This window comes from Schinkia acidoalkalinis (genome assembly GCF_054301215.1).
The window spans coordinates 3,615,873-3,632,533 of the sequence record NZ_CP182573.1; the positions used below are offsets into that span (position 1 = coordinate 3,615,873).

The following is a 16,661-nucleotide window of genomic DNA, read 5'->3' on the forward strand; positions in this document are numbered from 1 at the left end:
TTTAATGTTACAGGGCATTTGCATCGATACAGGACAAACAACTGTACTGGAAAAGGGAAAGCTGTATTTTCTATTCCAAAATGGCGAAACACATTTTTATGTTTCTAAGTTTCCTAGAATAGATTCGCATACAGGATGCTACAAAGCGAATCGTTTTCAAATCATACAAAATATCGAACTGAACAATGATCAGAACGAGAGTTATTTTCAAAAGAACTCATTTGAGCAGTTGTCTTTGTTTGATATGTGATTGTAACAGATAACAGGAGGGCAAAGATGATGAATTTAGAAAAGCTATTGGAAATGCAGAAAGTTTTAGATAACAGAATTATTAAGGAGAAAGGGCTTGAAGGTCAGGATTTAACTTTAAATACAGTAAATGCATTGATTGTTGAATTAAGCGAGTTTGCTAATGAAGGCCGTTGGTTCAAACATTGGAGCAATGATCAGGAGCCGAGATTAGTTACTGAAGAATGGAAGATTATTAAAGGAGCTCCAATAAAAAGCGAGTTAATAGTGAATGAAGACGCTGAAGTAAATTATGCGGTTGTTGAGTTGGTTGAAAAGCAACCTCTAATTGAAGAATACGTTGATTCTCTACATTTTTTATTATCACTCGCGAACACAAAATGTTGGAAAAATTGCTTATACCTTCACGAAGAGTCTCTTTACGATTTAGAAGAAGCAGGATTTAGCGGCGGCCTTTCAGGAGCCTTTTTGGAAATGAATTACTGGCTATTACAAGCATTTATGACAAAAGACAGAGATGAAAAATTAGAAAGGAATCTTGGAATAACAAAGCAGCAATTTGGTTTTAGGAATGCATGGTTCCTTTTCATCGCAATAGGGACGATAGGGTTTAATTTTTCGTTAGAGGAGATTGAGCAGGCTTATATTGATAAAAATAAAGTAAATCACCAACGTCAGGAAGAAGGATATTAATCTAGGCCGGCAATCACAATCTAAGCTTTATGGGTAAAAGAATGATTTTACAGTACATGCGATTGAAAGGTTGAAGAAAATGGATGGTGGTTGGATTATTAACTATAAAGATGGCATCAGTGTAATTCTGTCCGAATCAAAATATAAAGAGTTAAAAATAGAAGAGGATGGAAAATTTATAAAATCGGAAGAACACTGGTTTGATATTAAAGAAGCAATAGAAGAACATCCATATTTAGAAGTAATTAAGTAACGTCGCAGTTGATAGATATTGTTCAACAGTTAAGGAGGGTGAGAAATGCAACTTAACTTTTTCAGAGAAATAATAGTTGACAACTTTGCAGGTGGTGGCGGTGCATCAACAGGAATCGAAATGGCTACAGGATTAAGTGTAGATATCGCCATTAATCATGATCCTACTGCCATAGCCATGCATAAAGCAAATCATCCAGAGACTGAGCATTATTGTGAGAACGTTTGGGACATTGATCCTAAAAAGGCTGTTAGAGGTCGTAAAGTAGGTTTAGCTTGGTTTAGTCCAGACTGCAAACATTTTAGCAAAGCAAAAGGAGCTAAACCAGTTGATAAGAAAATAAGAGGACTTGCTTGGATAGCAGTTAAATGGGCAATTGCGGTAAAACCGAGGGTTATCATGTTAGAAAACGTTGAGGAATTTAAAACATGGGGACCGTTAATGGCAAATAACAAAGGTCAGTTGGTACCTGATCCTGATAGAAAGGGAGAAACATTTAATTCATTTGTAAAATCATTAGAATCACTCGGATACCAGGTTGAATTTAAAGAATTAAAAGCATGTGATTTTGGTGCTCCGACAATCAGGAAACGTTTTTTTATGATAGCTAGGTGTGATGGTCGTCCTATTATTTGGCCGGAACCCACTCATGGTGATCCAAACAGTAGTGAAGTAAAAAGAGGCGAATTAAAACCATGGCGAACTGCGGCTGAAATAATTGATTGGTCATTACTTTGTCCATCAATTTTCGATACTAGCGAGAATATTAAAAAAGAGTATGGTATTAGCGCAGTACGTCCTCTCTCTGAAAATACACAAAAGAGAATTGCTAGAGGAATTAAACGGTTTGTGCTAGATAATCCTAAGCCATTCATAGTAAGAATTGGACAGACTGGTTTTGGTGGCGACAGACTTCAATATGATTTAAACCAACCATTAACCACTATTACTACAAAAGCAGAACATTGTTTAGTTGTTCCTTTTCTTACAAGCTATCATTCTGAAACACAACCATATGAAGTAAGGGGATTAGGTGTTGACCAACCATTGCATACGCTTGATACATCAAACAGATACGGTCTAGTTACAGCATTTATTTCACAACAGTATAAAAATTCAATTGGTCATGGTGTAGATCAACCACTTGGATCTATAACAACAGTCAATAAAGCAAGTTTAGTAACAGCATTTCTAATTAAATATTATGGTTCCGATTTAGGTCAATCACTTGATGAACCGTTACACACAATCACAACTAAGGACAGATTTGGGTTAGTTACAATACGTGGTGAAAAATACAGAATCGTAGATATCGGATTTAGAATGTTACAACCGCATGAATTATATCCGGCTCAAGGATTCCCTTTGCAGTACATTTTCGAAAGGGATTGTAAAGGAAGACCTATAAAAAAAACAGACCAGGTAGCTAAGTGTGGAAATTCAGTATCACCAGTTATCCCTAAAGCCTTGGTGAGAGCGAACTTACCCGAACTTTGTGTAAAACATACTAGATATAATCCAGCAATTGCTAATTAAAAAGTAATTAGTTTTCTAGCTTTTTATTAATTATTTTATTATTTAAAAATGTGTTGTGATAAGGGTTTTTGTTAAACAATCTAAAAGGATAAAAGTTCAACAATAAAATAAAAACACCATAAAACCTTATATATCTAGGTTAATGGTGTAAGCAAAACTCTTTATAATTATTTATTTTATGTTTGTAAGGTCTAGTTCCCCCCTTTAACAAGGGAACTAGTGCCTTACGAATCATCAATTTGAATTTTAATAACGAAGTATCACAGCAACAATCTTATTAATTTTTGAATACTTTTTTTAGGAATTTTTTAATCCTTTTCGGGAAACTTTTTGGAAAAAATACAATAAGTACAAAAGGGCACATGAAAAAAAATAATATCATATGAACATCTCCATTCGAGATGATCCGTAAATGATACTTCATAAAAATTATAGTTTAATTCAATAAAAATTGAAAGATAAATAGTGCACATTTCGATGAATATATACTGAAAAGAAGTATACACAGTAATTTATGGCTAAAAATTTATAAAAATTTTTCTCATTTCTTTTCTGCACAAATTGCAGTTTATCATGTATGTAGGTTGAAAATGGATTGTTTTTAAAATTTTCTTTTTCAACGTTGAATTTTCTATTTTGATTTCATGACCACATAAGCAAGAATGCTGGTTGTTAAAAGCATGGATGATTTCATCGATTTTAATTGTTGGATAGATCATCGCTATAGCCTCTTTAATAAATATTAGTTTAGTTGTATTAATGAAAGCAATTTCTATCTTAATATAAAAAATCAAATAATAGAACCTGAAATTTTAGATTTATGCAATAAAAGAGTAATTTGATAAATTTGATAGTCAGGAAGTCTGTACTTTATTAAGCAGTTTATCAAGCTTCTGACTTAATTTGATTGTAGTAGGATGATTAAACCCTTTTTCTAAACCACTTTTTATTAAATTTGATCGTAATCCTTCAATTTGTTGTACAACACTGTTCGGCACATTTTTATAAATTATCATGGTATCAATTCTCCTATAAATTAACAAACAGGATGAATATATCATAATAACTATCAAAATAATGTGATATTTTTAACGGCTAATTGATAAGGGGTGAAATTAATGCACGGAGCGGTAAAAGTATATTATATGACCGAAGAAGAGCGCCTTGCCTTATATTGAAAAGAATCCAATAATGCCGACGGAAAAGGCTAAAAACCGAGCAGATAGAGGAATGGACCATCTACATTTAGATTACAGCTGGAGGCCGAAGCAGGCTTTAGCTGCAAGACAAAATAAAAAATAAAAAAAGCTGAGAACAAGGTCCCAACTTTGGTAAATTATACGCAAATAAATTATACCATACAGGAGGGGTCCTGTTGTCCAGAAAAAGCAAAGAATTAACTATTAATCTAGAATCAATGAGCGTTAATGTCCCATTTGAAAATGGGAAAGTAATGATTGCAGTAATAGACGGAAAAAGAGGAATTGCCAGAATAACAGAAGCTGTTGAGCATGGGATGACAACGATAGAAACGGTTAATGGCCAGTCAAAACGAATTCATTACGATGAAAAGGAGATGTTTTAATGTTTTTTGTATTGATAAACGATAATATGTTTGGAGCATTCAATTGCTATTCTTTTGAGTCCATTGAGGATGCAACGGATTATGCAAAAAGAAAGTTCGAAGAAGGTTATAGAAATGTTAAAATTATGAAAGAAGTACAAGTAAACTTAAATGTTAATATAGCAATCTAGTCCAAGACCGAAAGCGTGAGGACACTGATTACTGCAGCTGGACAAGCTGTTAGTGGTTGGTGTCCTTTTTTATTTTTATAAAAAGAAGGAGTTGACATTATGAATCCATCATTAAAGCAGCAGTTACGAGAATGGAAACAAATAGATCAAGAACCTACTCCTAAGAAAAGAAAGAAAAATTGTAACAAAAAAAAGCAAATACCACAAGAAAATCAATTAAGCGAACGTGAATGGGAAGACATTATGGGGATGCATATGCCTAAATACAAACGAAATCGTGGTGCCTTTAGACAAATATAAGAGGAGGAATTATTATGAACGATTTACTGAAAAATATTGATGGAAGAGCAACTCAGGAAGCGATAGAGAAGGTATTTAGGCAATATCGAACATATATGTTAACTACAGAAGATGATTTAATGCCGACAGTTACAACAAAATATACATTGGAAATGCCGAATTTTTCAAATGTGAAATCATCCAGAGTAGAAGAAGCAGCAGTAAAAATGGCGAGCTTCGCAGTGGATTATTTAAAGTTTATGAATTGGTTTAACAGAGGCTTTAACAAACTGAACAAAACGGAACGACAACTAATAACTTTATCATATTTGGAAGAAGATCCACTCCACAACTATGAAATTTACCGAGACATGAATGTTTCAGAACGTACATTTTATAGAATGCGAAATAAAGCATTGCATAAACTTGCAATTTCTCTAGGAGTTGAAGTATATGCGGATGAGAAAGTGAGTGCATCATGAATTTTGTACAACCAATTCGTGATATTGAGAAGGTTCGGGAAGTTAGATCATACCTGGCTTCAAAAAGTCAAAGGAATGAATTGTTATTTTGCTTTGGTATTTTCACTGGATTACGAATAAGTGATATTTTGCGTATTAGAGTGAGGGATGTTAAAGGAAAAACGTTTATTAATGTTAAAGAGCAAAAGGTTCAAAAAAGAAAGAGAAATAATAAAACAAAACGAATTCCTATTGTTCCAGAATTACAAAAGGTGATTAATCGTTATATTGAGGACAAATCTGACGATGAATTCCTCTTTCGTTCACGTCAGGGCAAAAACAAACCAATTACACGTGTACAAGCTTATAATATTTTAAGAGAAGCAGCTCATTCATGTGAACTAGAAGAGATTGGAACACATACTTTAAGAAAGACATTTGGTTATCACATGTATGAACAAGAAAAGGATGTAGCATTACTACAAGATATTTTTAACCATAGTTCTCAATACATCACAATGAAATATATCGGTGTTAATCAAGATGCAATTAATAAAGCTTATAGTAAATTAAGATATTGAACATCTCGCTAGTATTGCGAGGTGTTTTTATTTTGAACATTTATGGAAATCGAAGCAAGAAAAGAAGCGCATTTTAAAACCACAACTCTTTAGTTAACTAAAGACATTAACAAAATAAGGAATTGTAAAACTCATTTTTAAGACAATGATTAAAGCGTTGGTGTTTCTAGCATTTTCAAAGTTTTAGGAGCTTAACAGTATATAAGATATGTTAATGTCATTGATGATGCTACAAACAATAAATATGGGAATTTATGTAATATAATAATGTAAATGGTGGCAGATGTTTGGCAGACTTTTGGCAGGATATTGGCAGAGTTTTTTTAAAAAGATGTGTTAATATGATAGTATTCATAAATTAGATGAGAGGACGTTGCAGCAATAGCTGTTGCGTCCTTTTATATTTAGTAAAACGAATAATTTTCTAGAAAAAACATGGGTCCTTCTGGAGACTTAGGCCGGCCTGCGGGTCTGCCGAGCCCCGAAAATCGGCTAGATATAAAACGGAAAATATAGTTCCTTCCAGCCAAAAGTGAATTGAGGTGAGAAGATGTCTAGTGGAAAAACGAAAGTAGATGAAATTGTTGTAAATACAACTGCAGTTGGTAAAATGTTTAACCTGACTGAGCGAAGAGTACGCCAGCTCGTTGAAGAAGGTGTTATTGGCCGTATTGCACATGGTCGCTTTGATTTAATAGACACTGTAAGTCGATATATAACATTTCTAAAGCTATCTTCAGATGGGATAAATGAAGATGATGTTGCAGAATCACTTGACTATGAAAAGTGGCTACATGAAAAAGCAAAACGTGAAAAGGCTGAAATAGAATTAGCACATTTAAAAAAGGAGATGCATCGCTCAGAGGATGTTGAGAAAGTACTCAATCATATGGTTATGGCATTTCGCTCAAAAATGTTGTCTCTGCCTTCAAAAATGGCTATGATTCTAGTTAATAAAAATGACCCGAAACTAATCGAAGCCCTTATTGAAAGAGATATTCATGAGGCGTTAAAAGAAATAGCTGAGTACGATCCTTCTCTGTTTATTGAAGTGTCTGAAGATGAAAATATTGAAGGGGTAGATGATGACGATGGTTCAAAAACAAACACTGAAGCTGTTTAAAAAAATAGCCAAGTTATCAGCGCCACCACCGAAACTGTCTGTATCACAGTGGGCTGATGAAAATAGGGTTTTATCAAAAGAATCATCTGCAGAACATGGTAGATGGAATACCGATAGGGCTCCTTATCAGCGTGAAATAATGGATGCCATAAACGACCCTGATTACGAGGAAATAGTAGTAATGTCCTCTGCTCAGGTTGGGAAATCAGAAATATTGAATAATATTATTGGCTATCACGTTGACTACGATCCTGCACCAATGTTACTCATGCAGCCTACTTTAGAAATGGCTGAAGCATACTCAAAAGATCGTATTGCTGCCATGATAAGAGATACTCCTTCATTATCAAAAAAGGTCAATAGCCCAAAGGCAAAAGATTGGAATAACACATTGTTACAAAAAAAGTTTCCTGGTGGTCATCTGACATTAGTTGGTGCCAATTCACCTGCAAGTTTGGCATCCAGGCCGGTAAGAATTGTATTAGCCGATGAAGTCGACCGTTTTCCAGTATCAGCTGGTACAGAAGGGGACCCATTATCACTAGCCCATAAACGAACAAAAACTTTCTGGAACAGGAAAAAGATATCTGTATCAACACCAACAATTAAAGGAGCTTCACGTATTGAAGCTGAATATGAAGAAAGTACAATGGAACAGTGGTGTGTCTCATGCCCGTCATGTGGCCAATTTCAACCGTATTCATGGGCGCAAATTCGATTTGAACCGGCCGGAATGGAATGTGCACATTGTAAATCACATCATACAGAAGTTGAATGGAAGTCGAGACCTGGTAAGTGGATTGCACGGAAACCTGATGCTAGAAAAAGAGGTTTTCACTTAAATGCTTTAGCTTCACCTTGGGAAACTTGGGATAAAATCATTGTAGAATTTCGTGAAGCAAAACGAAAAGGGATAGAAACCCTTAAGACGTGGACCAATACGACACTTGGTGAATCATGGGAAGAGAAAACAAATGACCAAGACCATACAAAATTATTTTCTCGTCGTGAGCGCTACAATTGTGATATTCCAGATGGTGTGCTAGTTTTAACTGCCGGTGTCGACGTTCAAGATGACCGACTAGAAGTTGAAATTGTAGGTTGGGGACTTGATGAAGTTTCTTGGGGTGTTGCATATAAAATTTTCTATGGGGACCCGGGGCAATGTGCTGTATGGGAACAACTAGATACATTCTTACAAAAGGAATGGTACTGTAATGATGGTTCGAAGTTGACTGTATCAGCTTCCTGTGTAGATAGTGGTGGTCACTATACCAATGAAGTTTACGATTTTTGTAAAGACCGTGAATACCGGCGTGTATTCGCTATTAAAGGTAAAGGTGGAAGTGGCGTTCCATACATTAATAAACCATCAAAAGTAGGAAGACAGCAAGTCCATTTGTTTACAATTGGCGTTAATGAAGGTAAGGATTTAATCTATTCTCGACTTAAAAATGAATTTGAAGATAAGCCTGGTTATTGCCATTTTCCAATTGAAAAGGAAAAAGGGTACGACGAGGCTTTTTTCATTGGTTTAACTGCTGAACGAAAAGTGACAAGGTTTATTAAAGGAGTACCACGCATTGAATGGGTAAAACGTACTTCCGGTATTCGAAATGAGCCATTAGATTTACGTAATTATGCAACTGCAGCACTTCGTATTTTAAATCCTGACTTACATTATTTGAAAGAACACAAATTGAATGGGAACATTTTTACACAAACAACGAGAAAACGTAAAAAAAAAGACGAACTGTTTCGAAAGGGTTGTAGGATATGGCGTTTTCTGTACAGGAAGTAAGAAACCGACTACAAATGTGGCTTGATGCAGAAGCAGCGATTGCTAGTGGTCAAAGTTACTCATTAGATAATCGTAGACTTGAACGTGCTAATCTAGCTCAAGTACGGGAACAAATAAAATTTTGGCAAAAGGAACTTGTAAAAGCAGAGGCTATTGCAAGCGGAAGAGGGAGAAGAAGAGTAACACGTGTTGTCCCACGTGATTTATAAGGAATGGAGGTGAATTAGTTGAATGTCATTGATAAAGCTGTTGCTACATTTTCGCCAGAACGCGCTTTAAAACGATCCCATGCTAGAAGAAAATTGGAGCTTTTAAACTCTGGATATTCCAATAGTGGTGCTAGTAAACGAAAAAAATCTATGCTTGGGTGGATTTTTAAAGGTGGTAGTACAAAAGAGGATATTGATGACAATTTAGATACATTACGTCAACGTTCACGCGATTTATGGATGAATACCCCTTTGGCTACTGGCGCGCTTAAAACGATACGCACTAATGTTATTGGAGCAGGACTCCGTTTAAATGCTCAAATTGACTATGAATATTTAGGTATGACAGAAGATGAAGCTGACGTATGGGAAACAAATGTCGAACGTGAATTTGAGTTGTGGTGTGAATCTTTAATGTGTGATGCAATGCAGATGCATAACTTTTATGAGTTGCAACAGTTAGCGTTCCTATCTTTTTTAATGTCTGGTGAAGTATTTACTTTGTTACCTTATCGAAACCACAAACAAAATCCTTATGGGTTACGGGTGCAATTGATTGAGGCTGATAGAGTTTCTTCTCCTACAGGGAATAACCCCAAAATTATTAATGGCGTAGAGCTTGGAACATTTGGAGAAGTGGTAGCTTATCACATTTCAAGACAGCATCCATTGACACAAAGCGGGAGAAACGAATGGGTTCGTGTTGAAAAATTCGGCATAAAAACTGGGCGTCAAAATGTGCTGCACTTGATGGAATCAGAGCGGCCTGAACAAAGGCGTGGGGTACCGATTCTTTCGCCGGTAATTGAAAGTCTTAAGCAACTTGACCGCTATACAGAAGCTGAATTAATGGCTGCTTTAGTTTCATCATTATTTACGGTATTTATTGAATCTAATGACGCAGATAATGAACAACGTCCATATGGGGAGGTCATACCTGACGAGGACCGTGTAGATGATGACGATGAAATGAGTTATGAACTAGCCCCGGGAGCAATTATCTCTTTAGCAGATGGAGAAAAAGTGACCACAACGAATCCCTCACGTAATAATGCAGCATTTGATCCGTTTGTAGTGTCAATTTGTCGCCAAATTGGTTCTGCTTTAGAACTTCCATATGAGTTACTACTTAAACATTTTACATCCAGTTATTCTGCTTCGAGGGGAGCACTGCTAGAAGCGTGGAAAATGTTCAAAATGCGAAGAATATGGACTGCTTCACGCTTTTGTCAACCTATATATGAAGAATTCTTAACAGAAGCAATATTGTTGGGACGTATTCAGGCTCCTGGTTTTTTATATGATCCAATGATTCGAAAAGCATATTCAAAAGCTGAATGGAACGGACCAAGTCAGGGACAATTAGACCCTCTAAAAGAAGTTAATGCTGCTGAAAAACGTGTAGACAATGGATTTAGTACTCGTGCTCGGGAGACTGTAGAGCTAACTGGTGGAGATTTTTGGCGCAATCATCCTCATCGAGTACGAGAAGAAAAAGCCCGACGAGAAGCAGGTTTAAATGTAACAAAAGAAAATAATCAGAAGGAGGTGAAAAAAGAGGATGAAGATTGAAGTTAAAGGGCCAATTATTAATGATGCAGATCAATGGATTTATGATTGGTTTGGAATTCCGGCAACTAGTCCTAGCAAAGTTAATGGTTTCATTGATAGAGCTAACAGAAATAACGATAGCGAACTTCTGATAGTAATCAATTCTGGTGGAGGTTCTGTTTTTAGTGCATCCGAAATTTACACAGCGTTAAAATCATTTAGCGGAAAAGTAAAAATTCAAATAGTAGGTCTTGCTGCAAGTGCTGCTAGTGTTATCGCAATGTCTGGTTATTGTGAAATGGCACCAACAGGCCAATTGATGATTCATAATGCATCTACATCTGCTTGGGGAGATTACAAGGAAATGGATTATACAAGTGATTTCCTTCAAAAAGTTAATCAAACAATCGTAAATGCATACAAAATTAAAACAAATAAATCTGATGATGAGCTTAAAGCAATGATGAACAAAACAACTTGGATGACTGCTCAGGAAGCAAAGGAGTTTGGTTTTATTGATGCAGTGATGTTTGAAAATGAGTATCAAGCAACTGCTAGCTTAGAACATCCTGCACTTATAAATGGCTTGTTACCTCCGGAAGTTATAAATAAAATCAGAGAGCAGTTAAAAGAAGATCCATCGAATTTAGTTATCAATTCTACAAATACAAATGAAAGTGGGAAATCAAAAATGGACTTACAACAATTAAAAAACGAGCATCCAGAACTCGTTAATCAAATTGTAGAAGCTGCCGTTAATAATGAACGTGCTCGCATTAAAGAAATCGAAAATGTTGCTGTTCCTGGTGCAGAGGAAATTATTGCAAAAGCAAAATTTGAAACAGGTGCATCTGCTGGAGACGTAGCTATTGAAATTCTCAAAAATGATACATTAAAAAAATCAATGATACTACAAAATATTCAAGAAGATGCTGAGCCAATTAATGAAGTAGATGTAACATCAACTTCGCAATCAAAAAGTGAAGTTGAAGATAAATTTATCAACAAAATTCTAGCAAATACAGGGTTAGGAGGTAAATAAGATGCCGCAATTTTTAGAGCACGAAAATTTATTAGCTGGTTATCAATCACAAGTTGTTACTGAAGAAATTATTGTTGCACTTAATCAAGAGCTTTCAGTAGGTCAAGTATTTAAATTAGATGAAAATAAACAAGCAGTTGCATTCACCGATCCTATAACTGCTAGCGATGTTTATGGTATTATGGCGGATGCAGTTGCAACAGATGCAAGTACCACTAAGAAAGCAGTTTGTTACGTAGCGGGTGAATTTAATACAAGTAAAATCTTGCTGCCTGATACTGCTAATGTTGCTGATTTTAAACTAGCATTACGAAATAAAGGAATCTATTTACGTTCTGCCATTGCTGCAGATACTCAACAGTAGGAGGGAATAATCAATGACTATTGATATTTTTGAACCACGCACAATGCTTAAATTTGTAGAACGTATGTCAAAGCCAAATACTTTCTTACGTGATACCTTCTTTAAGAATAGAGAATATTCAACTACTGATAAGGTGGATGTTGATATCAAAAAAGGGAATCGCAAAATAGCACCTTACGTTCATGAAAAAATCGGTGGTAAGTTAGTTGAAAACTCTGGTTTTAAAACAGAAACATTTGCACCACCATTAGTTGCGCCATATAAAATCACAACAGCAGCAGACATTCAAAGACGTTCTCTGGGAGAAAATATTTATTCTGTTAAAACTCCAGATGAACGAGCTGCAGAAAAGTTAGTTAAAGATTTAGCTGAACTAGAAGAAATGATTACACGTCGAGAAGAAGTAATGTGTTCGCAGGCTTTATTTGAAGGTAAAATTACTGTTCAAGGTGATGGATTAGATTATGTAATTGATTTTAATTTTACGAATAAGGAAACATTATCTGGAACTGATTTATGGAGTGATCCAGCATCTGACCCAATTGCAGATTTAAAACGATACCAACGCATAGTTCAACAAAAGGGTCATGTTACAGCAGATATTACGATAATGTCTGCAGATGTTGTTGATACATTTATTAATCATCCGAAGGTTAAAGACATACTAAACATCCGAAATTTAAAAGTCGGGGAAGTAAATATTGAAGTGCTGCCAAATGGGGTAACGTATATTGGGCAAATTCCAGGAGTAGGTAAAATTTATGAGTACAATGAATATTACTTAGCTGAAGATGGCAATATGAAGCCAATGGTCCCAGAAGGAACTGTTACATTATTATCAACCACAGCTGAATATTCAATGGCATATGCAGCTATTACAATTGTAAAAGACAACCAATTTACAACCTTTGAAGCTGAACGTGTACCTGATACTTGGACTGAAAAGAATCCAGCACGTCAATTCGCACAATTAAACTCCAAACCTTTACCTATTCCAAAAGAAGTGGATGCTTGGTTTGTTGCAAAAGTACTGTGAGGTGATTCAATATGATACGGGCATTGGAAACGATTCGGCATAACAAAGTTTACTACAAAAAGGGATCTATTATTTCTGACTTAACTGCATCATCTGAAAAACGTTTAGTTTCTTTAAAATCAGCTGAATATGTCATTTCACCAGAAGAAGAAATGAAGATTCAAATTGCTAAAGGTGAATCCAAAACTATTGATCCACAGCTTTTTAAAGAGCTTCATGCCGATTTAGATGCAGAATACAATGCAGATGAACTGAAACGAGAGGCGAAAGAAGTTGGTGTTGATTTAACTGGTGCACGAACTAAAGATGAAGTAATTGCAGCAATAATCAACCAAGGCAAAGCAGACGAGCTGTTAGAAGATGAGGATAATGAATAAAAAGACGTTTAAAGACTTTTTACAAAGTGATTTAAACGTCTTTTTTAATCCATCAGAATTTGGTGAGTTTCACACATTAGGTTCAAAAGAAATTTTGATGATTATAGAAGAAGATGGTTTTGATGAAACAAAAAGGCGTTCTAATGATTTTGATGAAGTAACACAAAATATATATGAATCGATGAAAACCATTTATCTAAAATCATCTGACTATAATAAATCTGATGTAGGTAAGCGGGTTACACTTGATGGTGAAAAATATTATGTGGTTAGCTCGTCTGTATCTGGCGGTATTTTAAGAATTAGTCTTTCAGCTAATGAAAGTTATGGGTGATTGGTATGATTGAATTAAAAGCTGAACACATTGAAAAACTGGAAATAATTTTAGGTAATACACCGAAGCAAATTCCGATTGTGGCAGCACACGCAATAAATCGTGCAGCTGAAACAGCAAGAACAGCCGGAGCAAGGCTAGCAAGAGAAAATTACAAAATAAAGTCTGGGTCCGCGAAAGGGAAAATAACGATAAAAAAAGCGTACCCATCTGATTTGCTCGCGAATTTCCGAGTTAGTGGAAGACCAATTTCATTAATTAATTTTAAAATTAGACCCAACCAACCTCTTCCAGTTAAGAAGAGATATGTGCATGCAAGTAATATCAATGGGTCTGGAGGAACAATCAAAAAATCATTTATAGCAACAACAAAAAAAGGGTATAAAAATGTCTTTACTCGTGTTGGTGATGAACGTAACCCTTTAAGAAGTTTACACGGCCCTTCTCTTCCACAAATGTATGGGCGAGAAGAAGGTTTGAAAAAGATGGAGAAAGTAGCAGCTGATAAGCTGGATGAACGTTTAGAACATGAAATCAAAAGATTCCTGGAGGGCTGAATATGACTCCGATTGAATTAATCGATGAACTTGTAAAGTTTATTGAGAAAGCTGTGAAGGACTATGAACTAACTACAAAAGTAAATGGACAAACAAAAGCACCATCCGTTTATGCAGGGTATCTACCACCGGAAGATGAAGATGATGACCAGGAATTCTTAGCTCCTAGAGATTATCCATTTGTCATTGTACGTTTTCTATCTGATGCAGATATTTTGAATGAAAGTGATACTACAAGCATTCTATTAATAATAGGAACACACAGTGAAGATGAACAAGATGGTTGGAGAGATGCTGTGAATATCGCTACAAGAATAAAAATTGAACTAAAGAAAAAACAAAAAATTGGTCCTTTTGCTCTTACGGGAAAAATTCAAACCGAATTATTCGAAGAGCAATCGAGGCCTTTTTGGCATGCGATAATGGAATTAAATTTCCATGTTCCGCAAGTGCAGGTTGAATGGAGTGATGATAGTCATTATGAGTAGAAAAAAAGTAATTCAGGAAGAAACTGTATCAGTTGCAGAAAATGCAAACAAAACAACAATTGAAGATTTTTCTGCTCCAATTATAGGAGTAGGAGAAATTCCGGAAGGGGATTTAAACGAATTAACTTCACAGCTTATTAAAGGATTACAAGATTTAGAAGGCGAACAAATCCTTGAAAATCAAATGTATCAAATATCTATGGATGGCAGCGGGAACGTTGTTAGCCGCGTCGAAGTAGGTAAAGAAACAGTCTCTAAAGAAACGGAGGCTGTTTTAGTTTATTGTGGCCCGACTATTAATCAAATTACCCGTTACACAAGCTTTAAAAATGGCTACCCAGTACATTTAAAAGAGCATCTTGAGAAGTTCCCGGTACTCGAAAATTTATTTGTAGAACCAAACAATTTTGCGGAATTTGAACGTAAAGTTGCCATAGCTGGAACCGTTGAAAATATATGGTTTGAAAAGGTAAAAGAATACTTTAGTAAGGCGGTGAAATAGAAATGACCTATAAACACGGTATTTATTCTTCAGAAGTGCCTACTTCTGTCATTTCTCCTGTTGAGGCAACTGCAGGATTACAGGTTATTGTGGGAACAGCACCAATTAACCTAGCAAAAACAAATGAATTCTATAGAGAGCCATTATTAGCTTATACGTTTAAAGAAGCACAAGACGGACTAGGATACTCGGATGAGTGGAGTAATTATACACTTTGCGAGGCAATGGACAGTTCTTTTCGTTTATATGGTGTCGCTCCAGTAGTATTAATTAATGTATTGGATCCTGAAAAGCATAAGGCGGATGTTACTGATCAATCCGTTACAATAGAAAGCGGTAAAGCAATTATATCTGATAAAGGTCTCTTTCTAGATACTTTAGTTGTTAAACTAACAACTGCAGGAGATGCCCTTGTTCAAGATACTGACTATATTCCTTCCTTTAACGATAAGGGTAATGTGGTAATTGCGGTTGTTCCTTCTGGAAATATTCCACAAGGGCAAACAACACTTTCTGTATCGTTTACAAAACTGGATCCAACAAAGGTAACTGATAATGATATTATCGGTGGAGTTGATGTAGAATCAGGAAAGGCGACAGGACTTGAGTTAATCAATTCCGTTTTCCCTAAATTCGGATTAGTTCCAGGGCAAATTATTGTTCCTAAATTTAGTAAAAATCCTACTGTTGAAGCCGTAATGAAGGCTAAAGCGGGAAATATCAATACCTATTTTAAGGCCATGGCTTTAACAGACATTGATACGTCAGTTGCTAATACCTATACAAAGGTATCTGAATGGAAAAACCAAAATAATTACACATCTGCAAACGAAATACCTTGTTGGCCAAAGGTTGCTCTTGGAGAAAAGGTTTACCATATGTCGACACATCTTGGCGGTCGACTCTCTTTAACTGATGCTGCTAATGACGATTTACCATTCGTAAGCCCATCAAATAAGGAGCTTAAAATGAATAAAGCTGTTTTAGAAGATGGAATAGAAATTTCTCTTGGTCCTGATCAAGCAGCTTATCTAAATGGTCAAGGCATCGTAACAGCATTAAATTTTATCGGTGGTTGGAAAGCATGGGGGAACAGAACAGGGGCTTATCCTTCAATAACGGATGTTAAGGATTCTTTTATTCCGGTTAGACGTATGCATAACTGGGTATCGAATTCCATTATATTAACAACATGGCAAAAAGTTGATGACCCGACTAATAAACGTCTTATTGATACTGTTGTAGATAGTATCAATATTTGGTTAAATGGTTTGACCGCAGGCGGTGCATTAATTGGGGGAAGAGTAGAGTTTAGACAGGAAGAAAATCCGCAGACTGATTTACTAAATGGTACAGTCCGTTTTCATGTTTTCCTTGCCGAGCCTACTCCAGCAGAAAACATTGAATTCGTTCTTGAATTTGATGCAACTTACTATAATCGTCTGTTTGCAGCATAAAAAGAAAGGGGTA

The 16,661-nt window shown here is 35.7% G+C and carries 23 protein-coding genes; 22 read left to right on the plus strand and 1 reads right to left on the minus strand.

Annotated features, from left to right (window positions below; translation table 11 throughout):
* The first annotated feature begins 4 nt into the window (after positions 1-4).
* From ACNQFZ_RS18395 to ACNQFZ_RS18410, 4 genes are all read left to right on the plus strand, one after another.
* Complete coding sequence (locus ACNQFZ_RS18395) at positions 5-250, plus strand: hypothetical protein (RefSeq protein WP_458412756.1); 246 nt, start codon at positions 5-7, stop codon at positions 248-250.
* Positions 251-279: 29 nt separating this feature from the next.
* Positions 280-942 carry a dUTP diphosphatase gene (locus ACNQFZ_RS18400; RefSeq protein ID WP_458415445.1) on the plus strand — a complete coding sequence of 221 codons (663 nt, stop codon included), beginning with the start codon at positions 280-282 and terminating at the stop codon, positions 940-942.
* Between the two features lie 79 nt (positions 943-1,021).
* Positions 1,022-1,195 (plus strand): hypothetical protein, encoded by a 174-nt coding sequence (locus ACNQFZ_RS18405; protein ID WP_458412757.1) that lies wholly within the window; start codon positions 1,022-1,024, stop codon positions 1,193-1,195.
* A 45-nt stretch (positions 1,196-1,240) separates the two neighbouring features.
* The gene (locus ACNQFZ_RS18410) at positions 1,241-2,731 is read left to right on the plus strand and encodes a DNA cytosine methyltransferase (protein ID WP_458412758.1); all 1,491 of its coding nucleotides are present in this window, start codon (positions 1,241-1,243) and stop codon (positions 2,729-2,731) included.
* An 854-nt stretch (positions 2,732-3,585) separates the two neighbouring features.
* On the opposite strand, the gene ACNQFZ_RS18415 is transcribed toward ACNQFZ_RS18410, so the two are convergent.
* Positions 3,586-3,792, minus strand: coding sequence for an aspartyl-phosphate phosphatase Spo0E family protein (locus ACNQFZ_RS18415; protein WP_458412759.1), 207 nt, complete (start codon positions 3,790-3,792; stop codon positions 3,586-3,588).
* Between the two features lie 314 nt (positions 3,793-4,106).
* Between ACNQFZ_RS18415 and ACNQFZ_RS18420 the strand changes: the two genes are divergently transcribed.
* The 18 genes from ACNQFZ_RS18420 (at position 4,107) to ACNQFZ_RS18505 (ending at position 16,648) form a co-directional block, all read left to right on the plus strand.
* On the plus strand, positions 4,107-4,316 hold the full coding sequence (locus tag ACNQFZ_RS18420) for an XtrA/YqaO family protein (RefSeq protein WP_458412760.1): 210 nt from the start codon (positions 4,107-4,109) through the stop codon (positions 4,314-4,316).
* Complete coding sequence (locus tag ACNQFZ_RS18425) at positions 4,316-4,486, plus strand: hypothetical protein (protein ID WP_458412761.1); 171 nt, start codon at positions 4,316-4,318, stop codon at positions 4,484-4,486. Before ACNQFZ_RS18420 ends, ACNQFZ_RS18425 begins: the two co-directional genes overlap by 1 nt.
* A gap of 99 nt (positions 4,487-4,585) precedes the next feature.
* Positions 4,586-4,786, plus strand: coding sequence for a hypothetical protein (locus ACNQFZ_RS18430; protein WP_458412762.1), 201 nt, complete (start codon positions 4,586-4,588; stop codon positions 4,784-4,786).
* A gap of 14 nt (positions 4,787-4,800) precedes the next feature.
* Positions 4,801-5,247 carry an ArpU family phage packaging/lysis transcriptional regulator gene (locus ACNQFZ_RS18435; protein ID WP_458412763.1) on the plus strand — a complete coding sequence of 149 codons (447 nt, stop codon included), beginning with the start codon at positions 4,801-4,803 and terminating at the stop codon, positions 5,245-5,247.
* Complete coding sequence (locus ACNQFZ_RS18440) at positions 5,244-5,807, plus strand: site-specific integrase (RefSeq protein ID WP_458412764.1); 564 nt, start codon at positions 5,244-5,246, stop codon at positions 5,805-5,807. The genes ACNQFZ_RS18435 and ACNQFZ_RS18440 overlap by 4 nt, the downstream gene beginning before the upstream one ends.
* 550 nt (positions 5,808-6,357) lie before the next feature.
* On the plus strand, positions 6,358-6,930 hold the full coding sequence (locus ACNQFZ_RS18445) for a hypothetical protein (protein WP_458412765.1): 573 nt from the start codon (positions 6,358-6,360) through the stop codon (positions 6,928-6,930).
* Entirely contained in the window at positions 6,899-8,731 is a 1,833-nt protein-coding gene (locus ACNQFZ_RS18450) for a phage terminase large subunit family protein (protein ID WP_458412766.1), read from the plus strand. Before ACNQFZ_RS18445 ends, ACNQFZ_RS18450 begins: the two co-directional genes overlap by 32 nt.
* On the plus strand, positions 8,707-8,940 hold the full coding sequence (locus tag ACNQFZ_RS18455) for a DUF6148 family protein (protein ID WP_458412767.1): 234 nt from the start codon (positions 8,707-8,709) through the stop codon (positions 8,938-8,940). The genes ACNQFZ_RS18450 and ACNQFZ_RS18455 overlap by 25 nt, the downstream gene beginning before the upstream one ends.
* 18 nt (positions 8,941-8,958) lie before the next feature.
* Entirely contained in the window at positions 8,959-10,512 is a 1,554-nt protein-coding gene (locus ACNQFZ_RS18460; RefSeq protein ID WP_458412768.1) for a phage portal protein, read from the plus strand.
* Positions 10,502-11,533 (plus strand): head maturation protease, ClpP-related, encoded by a 1,032-nt coding sequence (locus tag ACNQFZ_RS18465; protein WP_458412769.1) that lies wholly within the window; start codon positions 10,502-10,504, stop codon positions 11,531-11,533. The genes ACNQFZ_RS18460 and ACNQFZ_RS18465 overlap by 11 nt, the downstream gene beginning before the upstream one ends.
* 1 nt (position 11,534) lies before the next feature.
* Positions 11,535-11,897, plus strand: coding sequence for a hypothetical protein (locus tag ACNQFZ_RS18470; RefSeq protein ID WP_458412770.1), 363 nt, complete (start codon positions 11,535-11,537; stop codon positions 11,895-11,897).
* 13 nt (positions 11,898-11,910) lie between these two features.
* On the plus strand, positions 11,911-12,933 hold the full coding sequence (locus ACNQFZ_RS18475; RefSeq protein ID WP_458412771.1) for a major capsid protein: 1,023 nt from the start codon (positions 11,911-11,913) through the stop codon (positions 12,931-12,933).
* Positions 12,934-12,944: 11 nt separating this feature from the next.
* Entirely contained in the window at positions 12,945-13,310 is a 366-nt protein-coding gene (locus tag ACNQFZ_RS18480) for a hypothetical protein (RefSeq protein WP_458412772.1), read from the plus strand.
* On the plus strand, positions 13,303-13,644 hold the full coding sequence (locus tag ACNQFZ_RS18485) for a hypothetical protein (protein ID WP_458412773.1): 342 nt from the start codon (positions 13,303-13,305) through the stop codon (positions 13,642-13,644). Before ACNQFZ_RS18480 ends, ACNQFZ_RS18485 begins: the two co-directional genes overlap by 8 nt.
* Positions 13,645-13,649: 5 nt before the next feature.
* The gene (locus ACNQFZ_RS18490; protein ID WP_458412774.1) at positions 13,650-14,201 is read left to right on the plus strand and encodes a phage tail protein; all 552 of its coding nucleotides are present in this window, start codon (positions 13,650-13,652) and stop codon (positions 14,199-14,201) included.
* Between the two features lie 2 nt (positions 14,202-14,203).
* A complete protein-coding gene (locus ACNQFZ_RS18495) occupies positions 14,204-14,689 on the plus strand; it encodes a hypothetical protein (protein WP_458412775.1) in 486 nt (161 codons plus the stop codon).
* Complete coding sequence (locus tag ACNQFZ_RS18500; protein ID WP_458412776.1) at positions 14,667-15,191, plus strand: hypothetical protein; 525 nt, start codon at positions 14,667-14,669, stop codon at positions 15,189-15,191. The genes ACNQFZ_RS18495 and ACNQFZ_RS18500 overlap by 23 nt, the downstream gene beginning before the upstream one ends.
* 2 nt (positions 15,192-15,193) lie before the next feature.
* A complete protein-coding gene (locus ACNQFZ_RS18505) occupies positions 15,194-16,648 on the plus strand; it encodes a phage tail sheath family protein (RefSeq protein ID WP_458412777.1) in 1,455 nt (484 codons plus the stop codon).
* Positions 16,649-16,661 lie beyond the last annotated feature (13 nt).

Bases quoted from the DNA above. Each gene is read 5' to 3' on its own strand.
- ACNQFZ_RS18395 (WP_458412756.1), top strand. From the start codon at position 5: ATGTTACAGGGCATTTGCATCGATACAGGACAAACAACTGTACTGGAA.
- ACNQFZ_RS18400 (WP_458415445.1), top strand. From the start codon at position 280: ATGAATTTAGAAAAGCTATTGGAAATGCAGAAAGTTTTAGATAACAGA.
- ACNQFZ_RS18405 (WP_458412757.1), top strand. From the start codon at position 1,022: ATGGATGGTGGTTGGATTATTAACTATAAAGATGGCATCAGTGTAATT.
- ACNQFZ_RS18410 (WP_458412758.1), top strand. From the start codon at position 1,241: ATGCAACTTAACTTTTTCAGAGAAATAATAGTTGACAACTTTGCAGGT.
- ACNQFZ_RS18415 (WP_458412759.1), bottom strand. From the start codon at position 3,792: ATGATATATTCATCCTGTTTGTTAATTTATAGGAGAATTGATACCATG.
- ACNQFZ_RS18425 (WP_458412761.1), top strand. From the start codon at position 4,316: ATGTTTTTTGTATTGATAAACGATAATATGTTTGGAGCATTCAATTGC.
- ACNQFZ_RS18430 (WP_458412762.1), top strand. From the start codon at position 4,586: ATGAATCCATCATTAAAGCAGCAGTTACGAGAATGGAAACAAATAGAT.
- ACNQFZ_RS18435 (WP_458412763.1), top strand. From the start codon at position 4,801: ATGAACGATTTACTGAAAAATATTGATGGAAGAGCAACTCAGGAAGCG.
- ACNQFZ_RS18440 (WP_458412764.1), top strand. From the start codon at position 5,244: ATGAATTTTGTACAACCAATTCGTGATATTGAGAAGGTTCGGGAAGTT.
- ACNQFZ_RS18445 (WP_458412765.1), top strand. From the start codon at position 6,358: ATGTCTAGTGGAAAAACGAAAGTAGATGAAATTGTTGTAAATACAACT.
- ACNQFZ_RS18450 (WP_458412766.1), top strand. From the start codon at position 6,899: ATGGTTCAAAAACAAACACTGAAGCTGTTTAAAAAAATAGCCAAGTTA.
- ACNQFZ_RS18455 (WP_458412767.1), top strand. From the start codon at position 8,707: ATGGCGTTTTCTGTACAGGAAGTAAGAAACCGACTACAAATGTGGCTT.
- ACNQFZ_RS18465 (WP_458412769.1), top strand. From the start codon at position 10,502: ATGAAGATTGAAGTTAAAGGGCCAATTATTAATGATGCAGATCAATGG.
- ACNQFZ_RS18470 (WP_458412770.1), top strand. From the start codon at position 11,535: ATGCCGCAATTTTTAGAGCACGAAAATTTATTAGCTGGTTATCAATCA.
- ACNQFZ_RS18475 (WP_458412771.1), top strand. From the start codon at position 11,911: ATGACTATTGATATTTTTGAACCACGCACAATGCTTAAATTTGTAGAA.
- ACNQFZ_RS18480 (WP_458412772.1), top strand. From the start codon at position 12,945: ATGATACGGGCATTGGAAACGATTCGGCATAACAAAGTTTACTACAAA.
- ACNQFZ_RS18485 (WP_458412773.1), top strand. From the start codon at position 13,303: ATGAATAAAAAGACGTTTAAAGACTTTTTACAAAGTGATTTAAACGTC.
- ACNQFZ_RS18490 (WP_458412774.1), top strand. From the start codon at position 13,650: ATGATTGAATTAAAAGCTGAACACATTGAAAAACTGGAAATAATTTTA.
- ACNQFZ_RS18495 (WP_458412775.1), top strand. From the start codon at position 14,204: ATGACTCCGATTGAATTAATCGATGAACTTGTAAAGTTTATTGAGAAA.
- ACNQFZ_RS18505 (WP_458412777.1), top strand. From the start codon at position 15,194: ATGACCTATAAACACGGTATTTATTCTTCAGAAGTGCCTACTTCTGTC.